Source organism: Pseudofrankia inefficax, assembly GCF_000166135.1.
Lineage (GTDB): Bacteria > Actinomycetota > Actinomycetes > Frankiales > Frankiaceae > Pseudofrankia > Pseudofrankia inefficax.
Genome location: NC_014666.1, coordinates 6090141 through 6107624, shown reverse-complemented (window position 1 = coordinate 6107624; position 17484 = coordinate 6090141). Strand labels below are relative to the sequence as shown.

The window sequence follows — 17484 nt, the reverse complement described above, 5'->3', positions numbered from 1 at the left end:
CCGGGACGTCATCATCGAAGGCCGGAGATCTCGGTAGGTTGGGGCATGTGCGGCTCGGGCAACGGAACGGGACAAAGGCACCGCCGTCGACGGGTGAGCCGCCGGCCGCGGGCGAGCCGCCGACTGCCGGCCTCGAGGACCCGGACCGGCGCGGCGTCCGCGGCGGAGGCCGGGTGCGGCTCGGGCTCGCCCGCCGGTCCGGCCGCGACGACACCCGCTGGTGGCTGCTGGCCCAGGCGGCGCTGACCCTGCTCGTGGTGCTCTCGTGGCTGCCGCTGCTGGTGATCCTGACCGTGCGCGCCACCGTGCTGTCGCCGGACTACTACACCCAGGGCCTCACCCGGGTGCACGCCTACGACCGGATCTACACCGAGATCCTGCCCGACCCCGCCGTCGACGACCTGATGGCCGGCCTCCCGATCGACCGCACGCTGATCACGGCGAACCTGCGGACGGTGCTGCCGCCGTCCACGGTCGAGGGCCTGACGGACGAGCAGATCGACCGGATCGTCGGCTACCTGCGGGGCGACCAGAACAACGTCGTGCTCACCGCCGACCTGCGCCCGCTGTTCGCGAACATCTCGGGCCTCGCCAACCGGTACATCGCCGGCGAGCTCGGCGCGGGCGCCACCTACCAGGTGTCGAGCGTCACCGACTTCACCGACGGTGTGCTCGCCGCGCTCGACGCCGTCGCCGCGGGCAAGCCGCCGACGAACCTGCCGACGATGCGACTGCGCCCGCAGGACGTCGACCTGGTCCTCGACGCGGTGCTCACCCGGCTCGACCCGGCGACCAGGGCCACCGTCGAGGCGCCCGCCCGGGCCCTGCTGCTGCAGGGTGACGTCGCCGGGGCGCTGGCGGTCCTCGGGCCGCCGCTGTTCCGAGGCGACGACCAGGCCATCGCGCAGCTGCGCGGCAAGCTGGTCGACGGGACCGTGCTCGACCTCGGGGTGTCGCTGTCGGACCTGGGCCACAAACCGACGATCCGGGCGGTCGAGCGGCTGCACGACCTGTCCCAGCGGCTGCCCGTGATCATCCTGGCCTGCGTGCTGGCGATGTTCGGCGGGCTGGTGGGCGTGGTCACGATCGCCCGGGGCCGCGGCCGGTCACCGGTCCGGGCCGTCGGCTACACGGCGCTCGCCGCCGGGGCCGGTTCGCTGCTGCTGGGCGTGGTGATGCGCCTGACGCTGCCGAACCCGCTGACCGCGCTGGACAAGCCCGGCTCGAAGCTGCCGCCCGGCGCCGCGCACGTGCTCACCGACTTCGGCGCCACCGCCTACCGCGGCATCGAGAGCGACTTCCTGCGGCTGACCATCTGGATGCTGGTGCTCGGCGGCGCGATCACCGGCGTGTCGCTGCTGGTCGCGCTGTCCGCCCGGCTGGAGCGCCACGCCCGGTGGCGCCGGGTGGTCGCCACGACCGTCGTGGTCATCCCGACGCTGATCGCGGTCACCTGGGCGGCGTTCCCCGGCGCCGCGGCGGACGCCCGGGTGGTGTGCGAGGGCTCGGCCCGCCTGTGCGACCGGCACTACGACGAGGTCAGCTACGCGGCCAGCCACAACGCGATGGCCGACAGCGAGGACCAGTTCCTCGGCGCCGGGCAGGACCCGTCGATCGTCCACCAGCTCGACCTCGGCGTGCGCGGCCTGCTGATCGACGTGCACCACTGGACGACCCCCGCGGAGGTCCAGACGGCCCTCGCCGCGCTCAGCCCGTCGGAACGCACGGCGCTGGAGCCGCTGACCCGCGGGGCCCTGTCCACCCGGCCCGGTCTGTGGCTCTGCCACGACATGTGCCAGCTCGGCGCGATCGACTTCACCGCGCAGCTGCGCGCGATCGGGGACTGGCTCAACCGGAACCCGACCGAGGTCGTCACGGTCATCATCCAGGACGAGGCGCCGGCCAGCGAGATCATCGGCGCGGTCGAGGCCGCGGGGCTCGGGAAGACCGTGCTCACCCCGCCCGCCGACCCGGGCGGCGCCTGGCCGACGCTGGGGCAGATGATCAGCTCCGGCCACCGGCTGGTCATGTTCACCGAGAGCCAGGACACGCCGGGCAGCTTCCTGCGGTCGTTCTACCGCTACGGCTCGGACACGCCGTTCGACGCCCGCACCGCGACAGACCTGACCGGCTGCGCGGTGAAGCGAGGGTCGGCGGACGCCAGGCTGCTGCTGGTCAACCACTGGCTGACGACGGCCGCCCCGAGCCGGCGGGCCGCGCTCGCCGACAACGCCAGCGCCACCGTCGTCGCCCGGGCCAGCACCTGCGAGGACGTCCGTCACCGCCGGCCGAACTTCGTCGCCGTCGACTTCGTCAACATCGGCGACCTGACGCACGCGATCGACATCCTCAACGGCCTGGCACCCGGTTCCGGCCGGGCCTGACCCGGCGGAGTGAACCGCTCAGGCACCGGAGCCGACCCGGGCGAGAGCGCCCAGCGCAGGGGCGGGCGGGGTGCGCGGGCCGCTCGGCACGTCCGGTGACAAGGCCGGTGCGGTGACGCCGCCGGAGATGGAAAAGGCCACAACGGCGGCACGTCCGCCGCTGTTCAGGAGCGGGCACAGGGTATCTTCCGGTATGTCCAACCGGGCGGTTTCCTGGGCCTGACCAGCGGCCGTCCATCAGCCAACGCGGACATGACGCGCCGTCCGCCGAAAGGCGGCAGACACTGTCCATGCACCGAACGCTGATCGTCGCGGACAAGTTTCCGCCGGTGATGGGTGGCATTCAGACCTTCGCGTACTGCTTTGCCGCCATGCTGCCGAGGGACAAGGTCCTGGTCGTCGCGCCGCCGCATCCGGACGCGCCGAAGCTCGACGCCGACGCGCCTTTCGAGATCGTCCGGCATCCGGCGGCGAACCTGCGGCTGCCCGGGGTCGGCCCGGCCATCGGCAAGATCGCGCGGGCGGAAGGGTGCACGGCCGCCTGGTTCCCGGCCGGCACGCCGCGCGGGATGATCGCCCCGGCGCTGCGCCGGGCGGGCGTCGAGTGGGTGGTCTCGTCCACCCACGGCCACGAGTACGGCTGGTCACACCTGCCCTACGGCTACCAGCTGGTGCGGTCGGTGGCGGGCAAGGCCGACGTCGTCACCCATCTGACCGACGTGACGCTGCGCCGGCTCAGCAAGGTCGCCCCGAAGGGCACCCGGTTCGAGCGGCTCACCGGCGGGGTCGACATCGACCGGTTCCACCCGGGCGCCGGTGGTGACGAGCTGCGACGTAGGCACGGCTGGGGCGGACGGCCTATCGTGACGTGTGTTGCCCGCCTGGTCCCTCGCAAGGGCCAGGACGTCCTCATCAGGGGGTTGCCCTCGGTGCTGCGCCACCATCCGGACGCGCTGCTCGTCGTCGTCGGCCAGGGTCGCGACGCCGCTCGGCTGCGCCGGATCGCGGCGTCGGCCGGGGTCACCGGGAATGTCGTCTTCACCGGCCCGGTTGCTGAAGAGGAACTACCCGCCTACCTGGACGCGGCCGACGTCTTCGCGATGCCGTCGCGTCCGCGCAAGGGCGGGCTCGACCTTGAGGGGCTCGGGCTGTCGTCGCTGGAAGCGGCGGCAACCGGCAAGCCGGTCATCACCGGCCGGCACGGGGGTGCGCCCGAAGTGGTGATCCCTGGTGAGAGCGGAGTGGTCGTGGACGGGACGGATGTCGCCGCGGTGGCCCGCGCCGTCGACGAGCTGTTCGCGGACCCGGACCGGGCGCGCCAGCTGGGCGCGGCCGGCCGGACGTGGATGAGCTCGGCCTGGACCTGGGAGCACCTCGGTGCCCGCCTCGCGACGCTGCTCGCCGCCGGGCCGGCCGAGGCCACACCGCCGCGTGCGCCGGGGGCTCCGCTGGTCGGCTCCGCGCCGGTCGGTGAGCCCGCGACTCAGGACCACGTGTAGGCACGACGATGGAGCCTGACGAGTCGGCCCAGCCGGCGACGGCGCTGGTTGCCGCGTTCCCGTCCGCCCTCCCGTACGCGGCGCTGACCGACGAGCCGCTGGTGGAGGCGCTCCCGACGGACCCGCCCGCGCAGGACGCGGCGGACCAGCCCGCCGGGGCGTCCACCCGGTCGCGTCGGTCCAAACGGATCATGGCGGCGCTCAGCGTGGTCGCGCCCGCCATCGGCGCGATCTGGCTGGGAACCCACCGCCACGAGCTCGTGGCGGCGTTCGAGGCCTGCAAGTCGGCCGACGGCGAATGGCTCATCGTCGCGGTGATCGCCGCGTGCGCGACCTACATCGCCGCGGCCGCCAGCATGAAGGGCGCGGTCGCCCGGAACCTCCCGTTCGGCCAGCTCGTCGCCGTCCAGATCGCCGGCATCCTGCCGAACGTGCTCGTACCCGCCGGCATGGGCGTCGCCGCCCTGCAGACCCGTTACCTGCTGCGCCGCGGGTTCTCGATGGCCGAGGCGGTCGCCGCGACCGCCGCCAACGCGACGGCCGGGGCATTGCCGCACGCGGTGGTACTCGTGATCCTCCTGGTGTGCGGGGCCGTTCCGTTGCCACAGCTGGGCATCCCCGGCCAGACCGGCTACCTGCTGGCGGCGCTGGGCGTCCTGGTGGTCGCCGCCGCCTGCGTGCCGAAGGTCCGCCGGCTGGTACGGAGGGGTGCCCGGCGCGTGGTCGAACAGCGCGCCCTGCTGGCGGGCAGCGGCAGCACCAGCCGCGCGGCGCTGCTGTGGGGCGGCTCGATCGCGATCCCGATGCTGCACGCCGCCACCCTGTGCGCCATCGCCGCGGCGCTGCACGCGCCACTCGGTGCCGGGAAGATCATCCCGGTCTATCTGGTCGCCAGCGCGCTGTCGGCGATCATCCCGTCGCCCGGTGGCTTCGGCGGCCTGGACGCGGCGCTGACGGCACTGCTCACCGGCGCCGGGGCGCCGACGACGACGGCGATCGCGGCCGTCCTCGGCTACCGGCTGCTCACCTCCTGGCTGCCGATGGCGCCGTCCGCCGCTGTCTGCGGCGTGCTGATTCGCACCCGCGTCCTCTGACGACGGCCCAGCGCGCCGCACTGCGCCGCATAGGGTAAATCCGTGAACGGAATGGACGCGCTGTTGACGGCCGGCGCGGGGCTTGCCGCCGGTGCCGTCAACGCGGTCGCCGGCGGAGGCACACTGATCGCCTTCCCGGCCCTGCTGGCCGCCGGGCTGCCAGCCGTCACCGCCAACATCACCTCGTCGACCGGGCTGGTCACCGGCTACGCGGGTGGCGCGCTCGGCTACCGGCGTGAGCTGTCCGGGCAGCTGCCCCGGCTGCGGGCACTCGCCCCGGCCGCGGTCCTCGGCGGGATCGTCGGCGCGGTCATCCTGCTGGTGACGCCGAAGGACAGCTTCAAGACCGCGGTGCCGTTCCTCGTCCTCATCGCCTGCCTGCTGCTGGCCAGCCAGTCGAAGCTGTCCGGAGTCGTCGCGCGCCGCCGCGCGGCCAAGGCCGTGGCCTTGGAGGAGGCCCTGGCGGCTGCCCAGGCTCCGGGGCCGGCCGCGGCACAGGACACGGGCCCCGCGGCACGTGCCGTCGGCGCGGCGGAGCCGGCTGGCGCCGGGACGGCGACGGCCCCGGTCGGGACGGCGGTGGCCCCGGCGCAGCCGGCCGTCACCGTGGCTGGCGCAGCCCGGCCGGTCACCTGGCCGACCCGGGTCGGGGTGTTCGTCGCCGGTGCCTACGGCTCGTACTTCGGCGCGGGCCTGGGCGTCCTGCTGCTCGCGGTGATGGGCATCCTGCTCGTCGACGACCTGCAGCGCACCAACGCGCTCAAGACGCTGCTGTCGTTCATCGTCAACGCGGTCGGCGTGATCGTCTTCCTGGCCAGCGCCCAGGTCGCCTGGGCCTACGCGGGCATCCTCGTCGTCACGTCGGCCGCGGGCGGGGTCCTGGGCGCCAGGGTCGCCCGCCTGCTGTCGCCGCTGTGGCTGCGCCGGGGCGTCATCACCCTCGGCCTGGCCGTCGCGGTCATCCTGTTCGTCCGGGATTACGCCTGATCCGGTCGCTCCGTGACCCCCGAGGTCTGCCCCCGCCTTGATCGCCGTTTTCGCCCTCTGGTGGCTACGAACCGGTTCCGGTTACGACCATCAGAGGGCGGAAACGGCGATCAAGGGATGCAGGGGCCGGGCGAAGCCGGTCGGAGGTGGCACCGGTCCCTCAGGGGACGAACGGGCCGCGGGCCGGCGGGCCGGCCGCCTCCAGCGCCTCGGCCTCGTCCTCGGTGAACAGGCGGGAGCGGGTCAGGAACCGGTAGCCCTCCGGCGCTTCGAGGCTGAAGCCACCGCCGCGGCCCCTGACGAGGTCGATCGTGAGCCGGGTATGCGACCAGTACGCGAACTGTGCGCCGCCGATGTGGACCGGCACGGTGGCGCCGGAGGGCCCCGGGTCGTCCGGCCAGTCCACCGAGCCGGGGCCGCGCCCCGGTGGACTGGCCGGGGCCGCCGGCTCGGCGAGGCTCGCGGTGTCGTCGAGGTCGAGGACGCCGAGCAGGACGTCCCCGTCCCCGACGAGGAACTCGCCGCGCGGGTAGCACATCGGCGAGGAGCCGTCACAGCACCCGCCGGACTGATGGATCATCAGCGGGCCGTGCGCCGCCGTCAGCGACCGGAGCATCGCCGCGGCGGCGGGCGTCGCGTCGACCCGACGAACCTGGCCCATGACGGCCTCCCGGGGGTACTGGTCGAACGGGGGTGCTGGTCGGGCGGGTTAGAAGAAGCCCATCGCCTTGGGGGAGTAGGAGACCAGCAGGTTCTTGGTCTGCTGGTAGTGGTCGAGCATCGCGAGATGGTTCTCCCGCCCGATGCCGGACTGCTTGTACCCGCCGAACGCCGCGTGCGCCGGGTAGAGGTGGTAGCAGTTCGTCCAGACCCGGCCCGCCTTGATCTCACGGCCGGCCCGGTAGGCGGTGTTCGTGTCGCGGGTCCACACGCCGGCGCCGAGGCCGTAGAGGGTGTCGTTGGCAATCTTGATGGCGTCGGCGTAGTCGTCGAACGCGGCCACGGAGACGACCGGGCCGAAGATCTCCTCCTGGAAGATCCGCATCCCGTTGTCGCCCGAGAAGATCGTGGGCTGGACGTAGTAGCCGCCGGCCAGGTCGCCGCCGAGCTCGGCGCGCTCGCCGCCGAGCACCACCCGGGCGCCCTCCTTCTTCCCGATGTCGATGTAGGAGAGGATCTTCTCCAGCTGGTCGGTGCTGGCCTGGGCGCCGATCATGGTGTCGGTGTCCAGCGGATTGCCCTGCCGGACGGCCTTGGTCCGGATGGCGGCCTTGTCCAGGAAGTCGTCGTAGATCGAGCGCTGGATGAGCGCCCGGCTCGGGCAGGTGCAGACCTCGCCCTGGTTGAGGGCGAACATGGTGAAGCCCTCGAGCGCCTTGTCGTGGAAGTCGTCGTCCGCCGCGGCCACGTCGGCGAAGAAGATGTTCGGGCTCTTGCCGCCGAGCTCCAGCGTCACCGGGATCAGGTTCTGGCTCGCGTACTGCATGATCAGCCGGCCGGTCGTCGTCTCGCCGGTGAAGGCGATCTTGGCGATCCGGCTCGACGACGCGAGCGGCTTGCCCGCCTCCACGCCGAAGCCCTGGACGACGTTCAGCACGCCCGGCGGGACGAGGTCGGCGATGAGGTCCCACAGGATGTTGATCGAGGCGGGGGTCTGCTCGGCCGGCTTGAGCACGACGGCGTTGCCGGCCGCGAGCGCGGGCGCGAGCTTCCAGACCGCCATCAGGATCGGGAAGTTCCACGGGATGATCTGCCCGACGACGCCCAGCGGCTCCTGGAAGTGGTAGGCCACGGTGTCGGCGTCGATCTCCGACAGCGACCCCTCCTGGGCGCGGATCGCCCCGGCGAAGTAGCGGAAGTGGTCGATGGCCAGCGGGATGTCCGCGGCCAGCGTCTCCCGGACCGGCTTGCCGTTGTCCCAGCTCTCCGCGACGGCGAGCTTCTCCAGGTTCTGCTCCATCCGGTCGGCGATCCGGTTGAGCACGAGCGCGCGGTCGGCCGCGGAGGTGCGGCCCCAGCCGGGCGCGGCGGCGTGGGCGGCGTCCAGCGCCAGCTCGATGTCCTCGGCGCTGGACCGGGCGATCTCGGTGAACGTCTCCCCGGTGACCGGGCTCGGGTTCTCGAAGTACCGGCCCTTGACCGGCGGGGTGTACTCGCCCCCGATGATGTTGTCGTAGCGCGACGCGTAGCTGACGGGAGAACCGGGCTGCCCCGGACGGGCGAAGACGGCCATCGCGCGTCCTTCCTGACGTAGGACTGGTGCCGCTGCCAGCCGAGGACCGCGCGGGCCTCACCGGGTCCCGCGGCCCTGGGCCGTGGTGCGTCCCGGACGCTAGCCACGCCGACGTTGCAATCCCGTTGCCAGACCGGCTGCCGTGCCGCCTCGGCGCGAGGCGACCGGCGATGACCGGAACGGGCCATTGTCCGGTCCCGTCACGTGACGGGACGGTTTCGGCGCGGACGACCGCGGCGTAGTGTGATCCCCGTCATATGGCTCCCGGTGGAGTCGCTTCGATCGAAGCGGTGATCGAGCGTGACGGAAGAGGCGGCCGCGCCACGGCTGGTGCGGCAGGCACACGAGGCGGTCGCGGCGGGCGCGCCGCTGCCCCTCGCTGCCACGCGCCCGCCGCGCCCCGCCGTCCGGCGCACGGTCGTCGACTCGTGGGCCCGGTCCCGGTCGTTCGGCGTGGACCCGGAGCGCAACTCCCCGCCGCTGCGGCTGGCCGGGGAACGGCTGCGGGCCGCGCGGGCGGCCCATCCCCTCGCCGCCGTCCTGCCACTGGTCCGTGACCTGCTCGTCGCGCGGGCCGGCGCCGACGGGCTGATCGTCGCGGTCAGCGACGCCGACGGAACCTTGCTCTGGGTCGAGGGCGACAACCTGGTGCGCGGCCGGGCCGAGGAGATGGGCTTCCTGGCCGGTGCCGGCTGGGACGAGGCCCACGCCGGCACGAACGCCCCAGGGCTCGCGCTCGCCATCGACGGCGTGGCGCGGGTCGCCGCCGCCGAGCACTGGGTCCGCACCGTCCGGCCGTGGAGCTGCTCAGCGAGCCCGGTGCACGACCCGGCCGACCACCGGGTCCTCGGCGCCGTCGACGTCACGGGGGACGGGCGGGCCGCGTCGCCCGCGGTGCTCGCGCTGATCTCCGCGACGGTCGCCGCCGCCGAGCGCGAGCTGTTGATCCGGCGCCTGACCGACCCCGGCACCGACCATGACGTGCCGGCGGGCAACCGGCTGCAGGTCGCCTGCCCGGACGCGCCGGTGCTCGTCGTCGCCGGCCGTCGGGTGCCGGTCACCCCGCGCCACGCCGAGCTGCTCCTGCTGCTGGCCGAGCATCCCGACGGCCTGACCGCCGGCGAGCTGGCCGCCGCGGTCGACGAGCGCGCGCTGGACCCCGTGACCATCCGGGCCGAGCTGTCCCGGCTGCGCCGCGTCGTCGGGCCCGGTCTGGTGGAGTCGCGGCCCTACCGCCTCGTCGGCACGCTGCACACCGACGTCGCCGAGCTGCGCCGGCTCCTCGCCGCCGGAGACCATCCGGCCGTCCTCGACCGGTGGGCCGGGCAGTTGCTGCCGCGCTCGGCCGCGCCAGCGGTCGCGGTGCTGCGCGACCGGCTGCGCGCCGAGGTGCGGGTCGGCCTGCTGCGCCGGCGCGACCCGGCGCTGCTGCTGCGCTGGGCCGACGGCCCGGCCGGCGAGGACGACCTCGACGTCTGGGAGGCCTGCCGCCGGCTCCTGCCGCCCGGCCCCGACCGGGACCGGGCCACCGCCCGGGTCGGCCTGCTGCACCGCGAGCTCGCGGCCCACTAGCGGCGATCCGGCGGAGGGCCCGAAGGCGAACCCTGGGACGGCGGCAATCCCGGTAAGATCGCCGAAACGGGCTCTAGGGGGACCATGCCCAGCAACGCGGTCCGCGTCCTGATCGTGGTGGACGCCGAGGACGACGACGAACGCGAGACCCTGACCGCTCAGCTGCGCCAACGGCTGCTGGAGCTGGACGTCGACGACGTCGTGCCGGCGCAGGGCACGGCCGGGCCGGCCGGCGCCAAGGCTGGCGGCGCCGCTGAGCTGGGCGCCGTGGTCGTCACGGCCGCCCCGCTCGTGCTCGACGCGGTCGTCCGCACCGTCGAGGCGTGGCTGACGAGCCGGTCGGCGCGGTCCGTCCGTCTCACCGTCGGCGACGACGAGATCGAGCTGGACGGGGTCTCCCCGCAGATCCAGCGGCAGCTCGCCGACGCCTTCGTCACCCGCATCCGTGAGCGCGAGACCCCGGCCGATGGCAGCCGCGCCGGCGCGTGACGCGCTGCTGATCGCGACCGGGCGCTACGACAGCCCGGTTCTCGCCCAGCTGCGATCGCCGAGCCGGGACGCGCAGGAGCTCGAACGTCTGCTCGCGGACCCGGCGATCGGCCGGTTCAACGTCTCCAAGGTCATCGACGGCCGCTCGTACGAGATCGCCCAGCGCGTCGAGGAGTTCTTCTACGGCCGCAACCGTGACGACCTGCTCCTCGTCCACCTGTCCTGCCATGGCCTGAAGAACGACGATGGCGAGCTCTACTTCGCCGCGACGAACACGAACAAGAACTTCCTCGGCTCGACCGCGATGTCGGCGGCCTTCGTCCACGAGCAGATGCGGCGGTGCCGCGCCCGTTCGATCGTCCTGCTGCTGGACTGCTGTTTCAGCGGGGCCTTCATGGCCGGCGCGAAGGGCGACGACGGGGTCGACCTCCAGGGCCAGCTCTCCGGCTTCGGGCGGGCCGTGCTGACCGCCACCAGCCGGACGGAGTACGCCTGGGAGGGCGACAACGCCCGCAGCCTCGAACCCGAGCCGTCCCGCTTCACGGCCGCCATCGTCAACGGCCTGGCCACCGGGAACGCGGACCGGGACGGCGACGGGAAGATCGCCGTGGACGAGCTCTACGAGCACGTCTACGAATACCTCCGCCAGGCCCGGGTGCGCCAGTCACCGCGGATGTGGGCGGAGCTGGAGTACCGGATCTTCGTCGCCGACGCCCACCACCGGGTGAAGCCGCCCGGCGACCCCGCCGCGCCCACGCTCGGCCGGGCTCCCTGGCCGAAACGGCTCCGCGGCAATGACGCCGTTCTGCCGCTGAACCTCACCCTCGAGGAGATCGCGTTCGGGAAGGAGAAGACCCTCCGGGTGGAGACCGCGGTGCCCTGCGGGGACTGCGCGACGGTCGGCTCGGTCGGAGATCCGCGGCTGGTCGCGTGCGAGGCCTGTCTTGGCCGCGGCGCGCTGCTCGCCGACGATGCGTTCTGCGAGCAGTGCGAAGGCGCCGGGCTGCTGGTCCTGAACCCCTGCGCGACCTGCGCGGGTGCCGGGCGGCGCCCGCTCGTGCGCACCCTGACGGTCAGGATCCCGGCCGGGATCGAGAACGGTATGCGCATCCGACTGGGCGGCGAGGGCGAGGTCGGACCTGGCGCGGGTCAGCCCGGCGACCTCTACGTCGAGGCTGTCGAGACCCCGCACCCGACGTTCACCCGTGAGGGCGACGACATCCGCTCCCGGCTGCGGCTCCGGCGGCGCGAGGCCTCGAAGGGCACGATCGCGTCGGTCGCCACCCTGGAGGGCGGCACGCGGCGGATCCGGATCGCGCCCGGAACCCGGGACGGAACCATTCTGCGCCTGGCCGGCGAGGGTGTTCCGCACCTGAGCGCCGAGGGGCGGGGCGACCATCTGATCACCGTCGAGGTGGGGAGCTAGCACCGGGCAGCCCGGCCCTCGCCTGCGGACGTGACTCTCGTGGCTACAGTGGGCCTACCACGCTGTCACGGATTCTGGGCCGGTCAGCGCCGCCGTGCCAGGGACGCCCAGCGTCGCCTCGGCGCGGCGCCGCCGGTCTCTCCCTCGGGCAAATCGGAGCCACCTCGTGCTGACCATGCAGGACGCACTCGCGCGCCTGGCCGCGTACTGGAGCGAGCAGGGCTGCCTGGTCGTGCAGCCGATGAACACCGAGGTCGGTGCCGGGACGCTGAACCCGGCGACCGCGCTGCGGGTGCTCGGCCCCGAGCCGTGGAAGGTCGCCTACGTCGAGCCGTCGGTCCGCCCCGACGACGCCCGCTACGGGGAGAACCCGAACCGCCTGCAGACGCACACCCAGTACCAGGTGATCCTCAAGCCGGAGCCGGGCAACCCCCAGGAGCTCTACCTGGGCTCGCTGATCGCGCTCGGCATCGACATCGAGGCGCACGACGTCCGCTTCGTCGAGGACAACTGGGCCTCGCCCGCGCTCGGCGCCTGGGGCCTGGGCTGGGAGGTCTGGCTCGACGGCCTGGAGATCACCCAGTTCACCTACTTCCAGCAGGCCGGTGGCCAGCCCCTGGACCCGCCGTCGGTCGAGATCACCTACGGCATGGAGCGCATCCTGATGGCGCTGCAGGGCGTGCGCCACTTCAAGGACATCACCTACGCGCCCGGCCTGTCGTACGGCGAGCTTTTCGGCCAGGCCGAGTACGAGATGTCGCGGTACTACCTCGACGACGCGGACGTCGCGGCCACCCGTGGCCTGCTCGACGCCTTCGCCGCCGAGGCCGAGCGGCTCGTCGAGGCCGGCCTGCCGGTGCCGGCCCACATCCACGTGCTCAAGATGAGCCACGCGTTCAACGTCCTCGACGCCAGGGGCGCGGTGTCGACCGCCGAGCGCGCGGTCGAGTTCGCCCGGATGCGCCGGCTGTCGGGCGCCGTCGCCCAGCTCTGGGTCGCGACCCGTCAGACCGCCGGCTTCCCGCTGCTCACCGCCGCCGGACGGGCGGGTGACGGGACCGCCGGCGCGCCAGCGGCCGACGCCCGCCCGGCCGCCAACCACGGCGCGCTGTTCGCGGCTGGCTCGCGCACGCTGCTGCTGGAGATCGGCGTCGAGGAGATGCCACCCGCCGAGGCGGTCGCCGCCCGCGACCAGGTGGAGTCGCTGCTGGCGAAGAAGCTCGCCGAGGGCCGGCTCGCGCACGGCGCCCTGACGGTGTCCGCCACGCCGCGCCGGCTGGTCGCCACCGTCGCCGACGTCGCGTCCCGCGAGGCGGACGCCACCAGGGTCGTGCGCGGCCCCAAGGTGACCGCCGCGTTCCGGCCGGACGGGACGCCGACCCCGGCCGCCGCCGGCTTCGCCCGCGCCAACGGCGTCGAGGTCACGGCCCTGGCCAGGACGACCGAGAACGGCGTCGAGCACCTGGCGGTCGTCCGCCACGAGCGGGGCCGCCCGGCGACCGACGCGCTCGCGCCCGCGCTGGCCGACGTCGTCCGCAAGCTGCGCGCCAGCAAGAACATGCGCTGGAACAACCCGGAGCTCAGCTTCACCCGGCCGATCCGCTGGGTGGTCGCCCTGCTCGGCGAGTCGGTGGTCCCGATCGAGGTCGGCGGGCTGGTCAGCGGGCGGCGGACCACGCTGGTCCGGGTGGCGCCCGGCCAGCCGAGCCGGGCCGGGATCCCCGCGACGGTCGAGCTGACCGGCGCCGACGCCTACACCGCCGCGCTGGACCGGGCCGGGATCCTCCTCGACGCGGGCGAGCGCCGGGAGCGGATCGCCGCCGCGGCCGCCCGGCTCGCGGCCGAGGCCGGCGGGCACGTGGACGTCGCCGCCGAGTCGCGCCTGCTCGACGAGGTCAGCTTCCTGGTGGAGCAGCCGACCCCGATCCTCGGCGGCTTCGACCCCGGCTACCTGGAGCTCCCGGAGGCCGTGCTCACCACCGTGATGCGCAAGCACCAGCGGTATCTGCCGGTCCGGGCCGGCGCCGCCCCCGGCGCGGCCGGACCGGACGACGCCGGCCGGCTGCTGCCGCGGTTCGTCGCCGTCGCGAACGGCACCGTCGACGTCGACGCCGTCCGGGCCGGCAACGAGGCGGTGCTGCGGGCCCGGTTCGAGGACGCGGCCTTCTTCTACCGGGCCGACCTGAAGACCCCGCTCGCGGCGATGGTCGAGCGGCTGAGCCGGCTCACCTTCACCGACAAGCTCGGCTCGATGGCCGACCGGGCCGGGCGGATCGCGACGCTCGCCGCCGGGCTCGCCGGCCGGCTCGCCCCCGGTCTGGCCGGCGCCGACCGCGAGGTGCTGCGTCGGGCCAGCGACCTGGTCAAGTTCGACCTCGGCTCGCAGATGGTGATCGAGCTGACCAGCCTCGCCGGGACGATGGCCCACGAGTACGCGCAGGCCGCCGGCGAGCAGCCGGCCGTCGCGACCGCGCTGCTGGAGGCCGAGCTGCCCCGCTCCGCCGGCGGCCCACTGCCGGCGACCGTCCCGGGCGCGCTGCTGGCGCTCGCCGACCGGCTGGACGCGCTGGTCGGGCTGGCCGCGACCGTCGGCCTGCCGACCGGCTCCAGCGACCCGTTCGCGGTCCGCCGCGCCGCGCTGGGCGCGCTCGCGATCCTGCGCACCCGCCCCGAGCTGGCCGGGCTGTCACTGCGGGACGCGCTGGCCGCGTCTGCGGCCGGCCAGCCCGTCGCGGTCACCGCCGCCCTGCTGGACGAGACCGCGGCCTTCCTGGCCCGGCGCCTGGAGCTGACGCTCGTCGACGAGGGCTTCCCAGTCGACCACGTCCGCGCGGTCCTCCCGCACGCCGACCGGCCGGCCCACGCCGAGCGCCTCGCGCGCCAGCTCGCCGACCTGCGCGGCCGTGACGACTTCCGCGCGGTCGCCGCCGCTCTCGACCGGGCCCGGCGCATCGTCCCCGCCGCGACCACCGCCGGCTACGACCCGGCCCGCCTGACCGAGCCGGCCGAGCTGGCCCTGCACCAGAGCGTCGCCACGGTCGGCGCCGGCCTGGCCGGTCTCGGGGCCGCCCCCGACCTGGTGTCGTTCACGGCCGCGACCGCGCCCCTGGTCGCTCCGGTCAACCAGTTCTTCGACGACATCCTGGTCATGGACCCCGATCCGGAGATCCGCGCCACCCGCCTGGGCCTTCTCGCCACCGTCCGCGACCTGGGCGCCGGCGTCCTCGACTGGTCCGCCCTCACCGGCTGACCCGTCCCCAGACGACCTCGGTGGAGCTGGGGGCGTGGGACCGGGCAGTCAGTCGGTCCGGCGCGGCGGCGACGGGCGACGAGGCGTCCCTGGCGGTGGCCCGCCTGCTCCGGGTCTTCTGACCAGCGCGGCCGGCAGGGGCTATTCGCCCGTGACCAGGGCCAGGGTGAAGCCGTCGTAGCCCTTGTTGCCGACGGTCTGGACGGCGGTCGCGCTGACCCGGGGCTCGGCGGCGATCAGGTCGAGCAGCTCACGGGTGCCCACGACGCTCGGGTCCTGGCTGTCCGGGTTGGCCACCTGGCCCTCGCGGACGACGTTGTCGACGATGATGACACTGCCCGGCTTCGTGAGCTTCACGGCCCACTGGAAGTAGGCCGGGTTGTTGACCTTGTCGGCGTCGATGAAGACCAGGTCGAACGGCCCGGCGGCCTCTGCCGCCAGCTTCGGCAGGGTGTCCAGCGCCGGGCCGACCCGGATGTCGACGACGTCCGCGAGCCCGGCGCGCGCCACGTTGGCCGTCGCGACGGCGGCGTGCCGCGGGCTGACCTCCAGCGTGACGAGCCGCCCGTCGGCCGGCAGGGCCCGGGCCAGCCAGATCGTGCTGTAGCCGCCCAGCGTCCCGACCTCCAGGATCCGGCTGGCTCCACGGATCCGCGCCAGCAGATGCAGCAGCTTCCCCTGCGTCGCGGAGACCTGGATCGACGGGATCCCGGCCGCCACGGTCGCCTTCAGCGCCTCCTCCAGTGCCGGGTCCGCCGCCACCAGCTTGCCGTCGAAGTAGTGGTCGACCGCCGTCCAGAGCTCGTACGACATCCAGGCCTCCTCGCCACACCGCGGCGCCACCTCGCGACCCGCGCCCAGTCCACCCTGACGACCCCGACGGTCTCGTACCAGCGCATCGGCCCTGTCTGGTCCGCCACACAGGGGTCGGTGCCCGCTCGCCGCCGCGCGAGGCCGGGCTAGCGGTCGGTCGGCCCGAACCGCTCGGTCCGGATGCGGGACGGGTCATGGCCGCCGGCCACGAGCAGGTCGGCGACCGACTCGACGAACCCCGTCGGCCCGCAGACGAAACACAGTGGGGCGAGGTCCGCCGGCCAGCCCGCCGCGCCGAGGTCGGCCGCGGTGATCCGCCGTGGCGGGCCCGGCCAGCCCTCCGGGGCGGTCCGGGTGTAGACGTACGCGACGTCGAGGCCCCCGTCGGCGGGCAGACGGCGGCGCAGCTCGGCCGCGTAGTAGGCCTGCTCCGGGCCGCGCACCGAGTAGACGAGGCGGAACGGGACCCGGCTCGCGGCGGCGCGCCGGGCCCGGATCATGGCCATCAGCGGGACGACCCCGGAGCCACCGGCGACCAGCAGCACGGGATCGGGCGGGCCGGCGGGGTCCCAGACGAACCAGCCGCCGATCGGGCCGCGCAGCTCCACCGGGTCGCCGACCGCGAACACCTCGACGAGGTAGGGCGAGACCTCGCCGTCGGGCACCCGCTGGACGGTGACCTCGACCCGGTCACCGTCGGCGGGCGCGGCCAGCGAATAGGCGCGCGACGCGCGGTAGCCGTCCTCGGCCGTGAGCCGGATGTCGACCCGCTGCCCGGCCAGATGCCCCGGCCAGCCCGGCACGTCCAGGACGAGGGTGCGCGCGGTCGGCGTCTCGTCGACGATCGCGACGAGCCGCCCGGTCCGCCACGCCATCCTGGCCCCGACCCGCGTCGGTCCGGCCATCGCGGCCTCACCCCTCTCACCCGCGACTCTCGCCCGCGATCCTGGCCTGCGACTCTCACCCGCGACCGTCGCTCGTCGCTCTCGTTCGCGGCTGCATCCGTCGCGCGTGACTCTCGGCTGGGCCTCTGCCTCGCCGCTCTCAGACGCTCCTTTTGCCCGCGGCCCGGGCCGGCCGATCAGTCGCCCTGGTAGCGCTCCTCCCGCCAGGGGTCGCCACGGTCGTGATAGCCGGCCGCCTCCCAGAAACCGGGGGAATCCTCCGGCATGAGCTGAATCCCGCGGACCCACTTGGCCGACTTCCAGAAGTACAGGTGCGGGACGAGGAGCCGGGCCGGGCCACCGTGCTCGGGGTCCAGGTCCTCGCCGTCGTACCGGTGCGCCACCCAGGCCTGGCCGTCGAGCAGATCCTCCAGCGGCAGGTTCGTGGTGTAGCCGCCGTAGGAGTGGATCATCGCGTAGTCCGCGGCCGTCTCGACGTCCTCGAACAAGGTGTCGAGTGAGACGCCCTTCCAGGTGGTGGCGAACTTCGACCAGCGAGTGACGCAGTGGATGTCGACCGTCGGTGTCTCCTGCGGCAGCGCCTGGAACTCGGCCCAGCTCCACGAGTACCGCTCGCCGGTCTCGCTGGTGATCGTGAACTGCCACCGGTCCGTCGGGACCCGCGGCGTCGGCCCGGCCGAGAGCACCGGAAAGTCCTCTTCCTCGTACTGGCCGGGCGGAAGCATGGTGTTGCCCCGGCGCCGACCGTGAAACCCCGGCGAGACGATCCCCATGCGGCCCAGGATTTCACGTCCCCACCGGCCGTGACCGGGCACGGGCCCCACCGGCGCCA

13 protein-coding genes are annotated in these 17484 nt (G+C 74.1%); 8 read left to right on the top strand and 5 right to left on the bottom strand.

Going from position 1 to position 17484, the window contains the following annotated elements; all coding sequences use genetic code 11:
- Positions 1-47: 47 nt before the first annotated feature.
- From FRAEUI1C_RS24630 to FRAEUI1C_RS24615, 4 genes are all read left to right on the top strand, one after another.
- Positions 48-2384: a phosphoinositide-specific phospholipase C-related protein gene (locus FRAEUI1C_RS24630; protein ID WP_157735029.1), complete on the top strand. Its 2337-nt coding sequence runs from the start codon at positions 48-50 to the stop codon at positions 2382-2384.
- Positions 2385-2674: 290 nt separating this feature from the next.
- A complete protein-coding gene (locus FRAEUI1C_RS24625) occupies positions 2675-3883 on the top strand; it encodes a glycosyltransferase family 4 protein (RefSeq protein ID WP_013426068.1) in 1209 nt (402 codons plus the stop codon).
- A gap of 8 nt (positions 3884-3891) precedes the next feature.
- Entirely contained in the window at positions 3892-4977 is a 1086-nt protein-coding gene (locus FRAEUI1C_RS24620) for a lysylphosphatidylglycerol synthase transmembrane domain-containing protein (RefSeq protein ID WP_013426067.1), read from the top strand.
- A gap of 42 nt (positions 4978-5019) precedes the next feature.
- Positions 5020-5964, top strand: a complete 945-nt coding sequence (locus FRAEUI1C_RS24615) for a sulfite exporter TauE/SafE family protein (RefSeq protein WP_013426066.1) — start codon at positions 5020-5022, stop codon at positions 5962-5964.
- A gap of 160 nt (positions 5965-6124) precedes the next feature.
- On the opposite strand, the gene FRAEUI1C_RS24610 is transcribed toward FRAEUI1C_RS24615, so the two are convergent.
- Positions 6125-6625: a DUF779 domain-containing protein gene (locus FRAEUI1C_RS24610; protein ID WP_013426065.1), complete on the bottom strand. Its 501-nt coding sequence runs from the start codon at positions 6623-6625 to the stop codon at positions 6125-6127.
- 48 nt (positions 6626-6673) lie between these two features.
- A complete protein-coding gene (gene adh / locus FRAEUI1C_RS24605; protein WP_013426064.1) occupies positions 6674-8197 on the bottom strand; it encodes an aldehyde dehydrogenase in 1524 nt (507 codons plus the stop codon).
- Between the two features lie 300 nt (positions 8198-8497).
- Between adh and FRAEUI1C_RS24600 the strand changes: the two genes are divergently transcribed.
- The 4 genes from FRAEUI1C_RS24600 (at position 8498) to FRAEUI1C_RS24585 (ending at position 14934) form a co-directional block, all read left to right on the top strand.
- Positions 8498-9769 (top strand): sigma-54-dependent transcriptional regulator family protein, encoded by a 1272-nt coding sequence (locus FRAEUI1C_RS24600; RefSeq protein ID WP_013426063.1) that lies wholly within the window; start codon positions 8498-8500, stop codon positions 9767-9769.
- Between the two features lie 84 nt (positions 9770-9853).
- A complete protein-coding gene (locus FRAEUI1C_RS24595; RefSeq protein WP_013426062.1) occupies positions 9854-10258 on the top strand; it encodes an effector-associated constant component EACC1 in 405 nt (134 codons plus the stop codon).
- Positions 10236-11684: a caspase, EACC1-associated type gene (locus tag FRAEUI1C_RS24590; RefSeq protein WP_013426061.1), complete on the top strand. Its 1449-nt coding sequence runs from the start codon at positions 10236-10238 to the stop codon at positions 11682-11684. Before FRAEUI1C_RS24595 ends, FRAEUI1C_RS24590 begins: the two co-directional genes overlap by 23 nt.
- Positions 11685-11859: 175 nt before the next feature.
- On the top strand, positions 11860-14934 hold the full coding sequence (locus tag FRAEUI1C_RS24585; RefSeq protein WP_041261365.1) for a glycine--tRNA ligase: 3075 nt from the start codon (positions 11860-11862) through the stop codon (positions 14932-14934).
- Between the two features lie 141 nt (positions 14935-15075).
- On the opposite strand, the gene FRAEUI1C_RS24580 is transcribed toward FRAEUI1C_RS24585, so the two are convergent.
- The 3 genes from FRAEUI1C_RS24580 to FRAEUI1C_RS24570 all read right to left on the bottom strand — a co-directional run bounded on the left by FRAEUI1C_RS24580 (position 15076) and on the right by FRAEUI1C_RS24570 (position 17425).
- Positions 15076-15747 (bottom strand): O-methyltransferase, encoded by a 672-nt coding sequence (locus FRAEUI1C_RS24580; protein ID WP_013426059.1) that lies wholly within the window; start codon positions 15745-15747, stop codon positions 15076-15078.
- Positions 15748-15893: 146 nt separating this feature from the next.
- Positions 15894-16652, bottom strand: coding sequence for a ferredoxin reductase (locus tag FRAEUI1C_RS24575; RefSeq protein ID WP_013426058.1), 759 nt, complete (start codon positions 16650-16652; stop codon positions 15894-15896).
- A gap of 176 nt (positions 16653-16828) precedes the next feature.
- Entirely contained in the window at positions 16829-17425 is a 597-nt protein-coding gene (locus tag FRAEUI1C_RS24570) for a sulfite oxidase-like oxidoreductase (protein WP_013426057.1), read from the bottom strand.
- Positions 17426-17484: the final 59 nt, after the last annotated feature.

Coding starts and splice junctions, on each gene's coding strand:
- FRAEUI1C_RS24625 (WP_013426068.1), top strand. CDS start 2,675: ATGCACCGAACGCTGATCGTCGCGGACAAGTTTCCGCCGGTGATGGGT.
- FRAEUI1C_RS24620 (WP_013426067.1), top strand. CDS start 3,892: ATGGAGCCTGACGAGTCGGCCCAGCCGGCGACGGCGCTGGTTGCCGCG.
- FRAEUI1C_RS24610 (WP_013426065.1), bottom strand. CDS start 6,625: ATGGGCCAGGTTCGTCGGGTCGACGCGACGCCCGCCGCCGCGGCGATG.
- adh (WP_013426064.1), bottom strand. CDS start 8,197: ATGGCCGTCTTCGCCCGTCCGGGGCAGCCCGGTTCTCCCGTCAGCTAC.
- FRAEUI1C_RS24595 (WP_013426062.1), top strand. CDS start 9,854: ATGCCCAGCAACGCGGTCCGCGTCCTGATCGTGGTGGACGCCGAGGAC.
- FRAEUI1C_RS24590 (WP_013426061.1), top strand. CDS start 10,236: ATGGCAGCCGCGCCGGCGCGTGACGCGCTGCTGATCGCGACCGGGCGC.
- FRAEUI1C_RS24585 (WP_041261365.1), top strand. CDS start 11,860: ATGCAGGACGCACTCGCGCGCCTGGCCGCGTACTGGAGCGAGCAGGGC.
- FRAEUI1C_RS24580 (WP_013426059.1), bottom strand. CDS start 15,747: ATGTCGTACGAGCTCTGGACGGCGGTCGACCACTACTTCGACGGCAAG.
- FRAEUI1C_RS24575 (WP_013426058.1), bottom strand. CDS start 16,652: ATGGCCGGACCGACGCGGGTCGGGGCCAGGATGGCGTGGCGGACCGGG.
- FRAEUI1C_RS24570 (WP_013426057.1), bottom strand. CDS start 17,425: ATGGGGATCGTCTCGCCGGGGTTTCACGGTCGGCGCCGGGGCAACACC.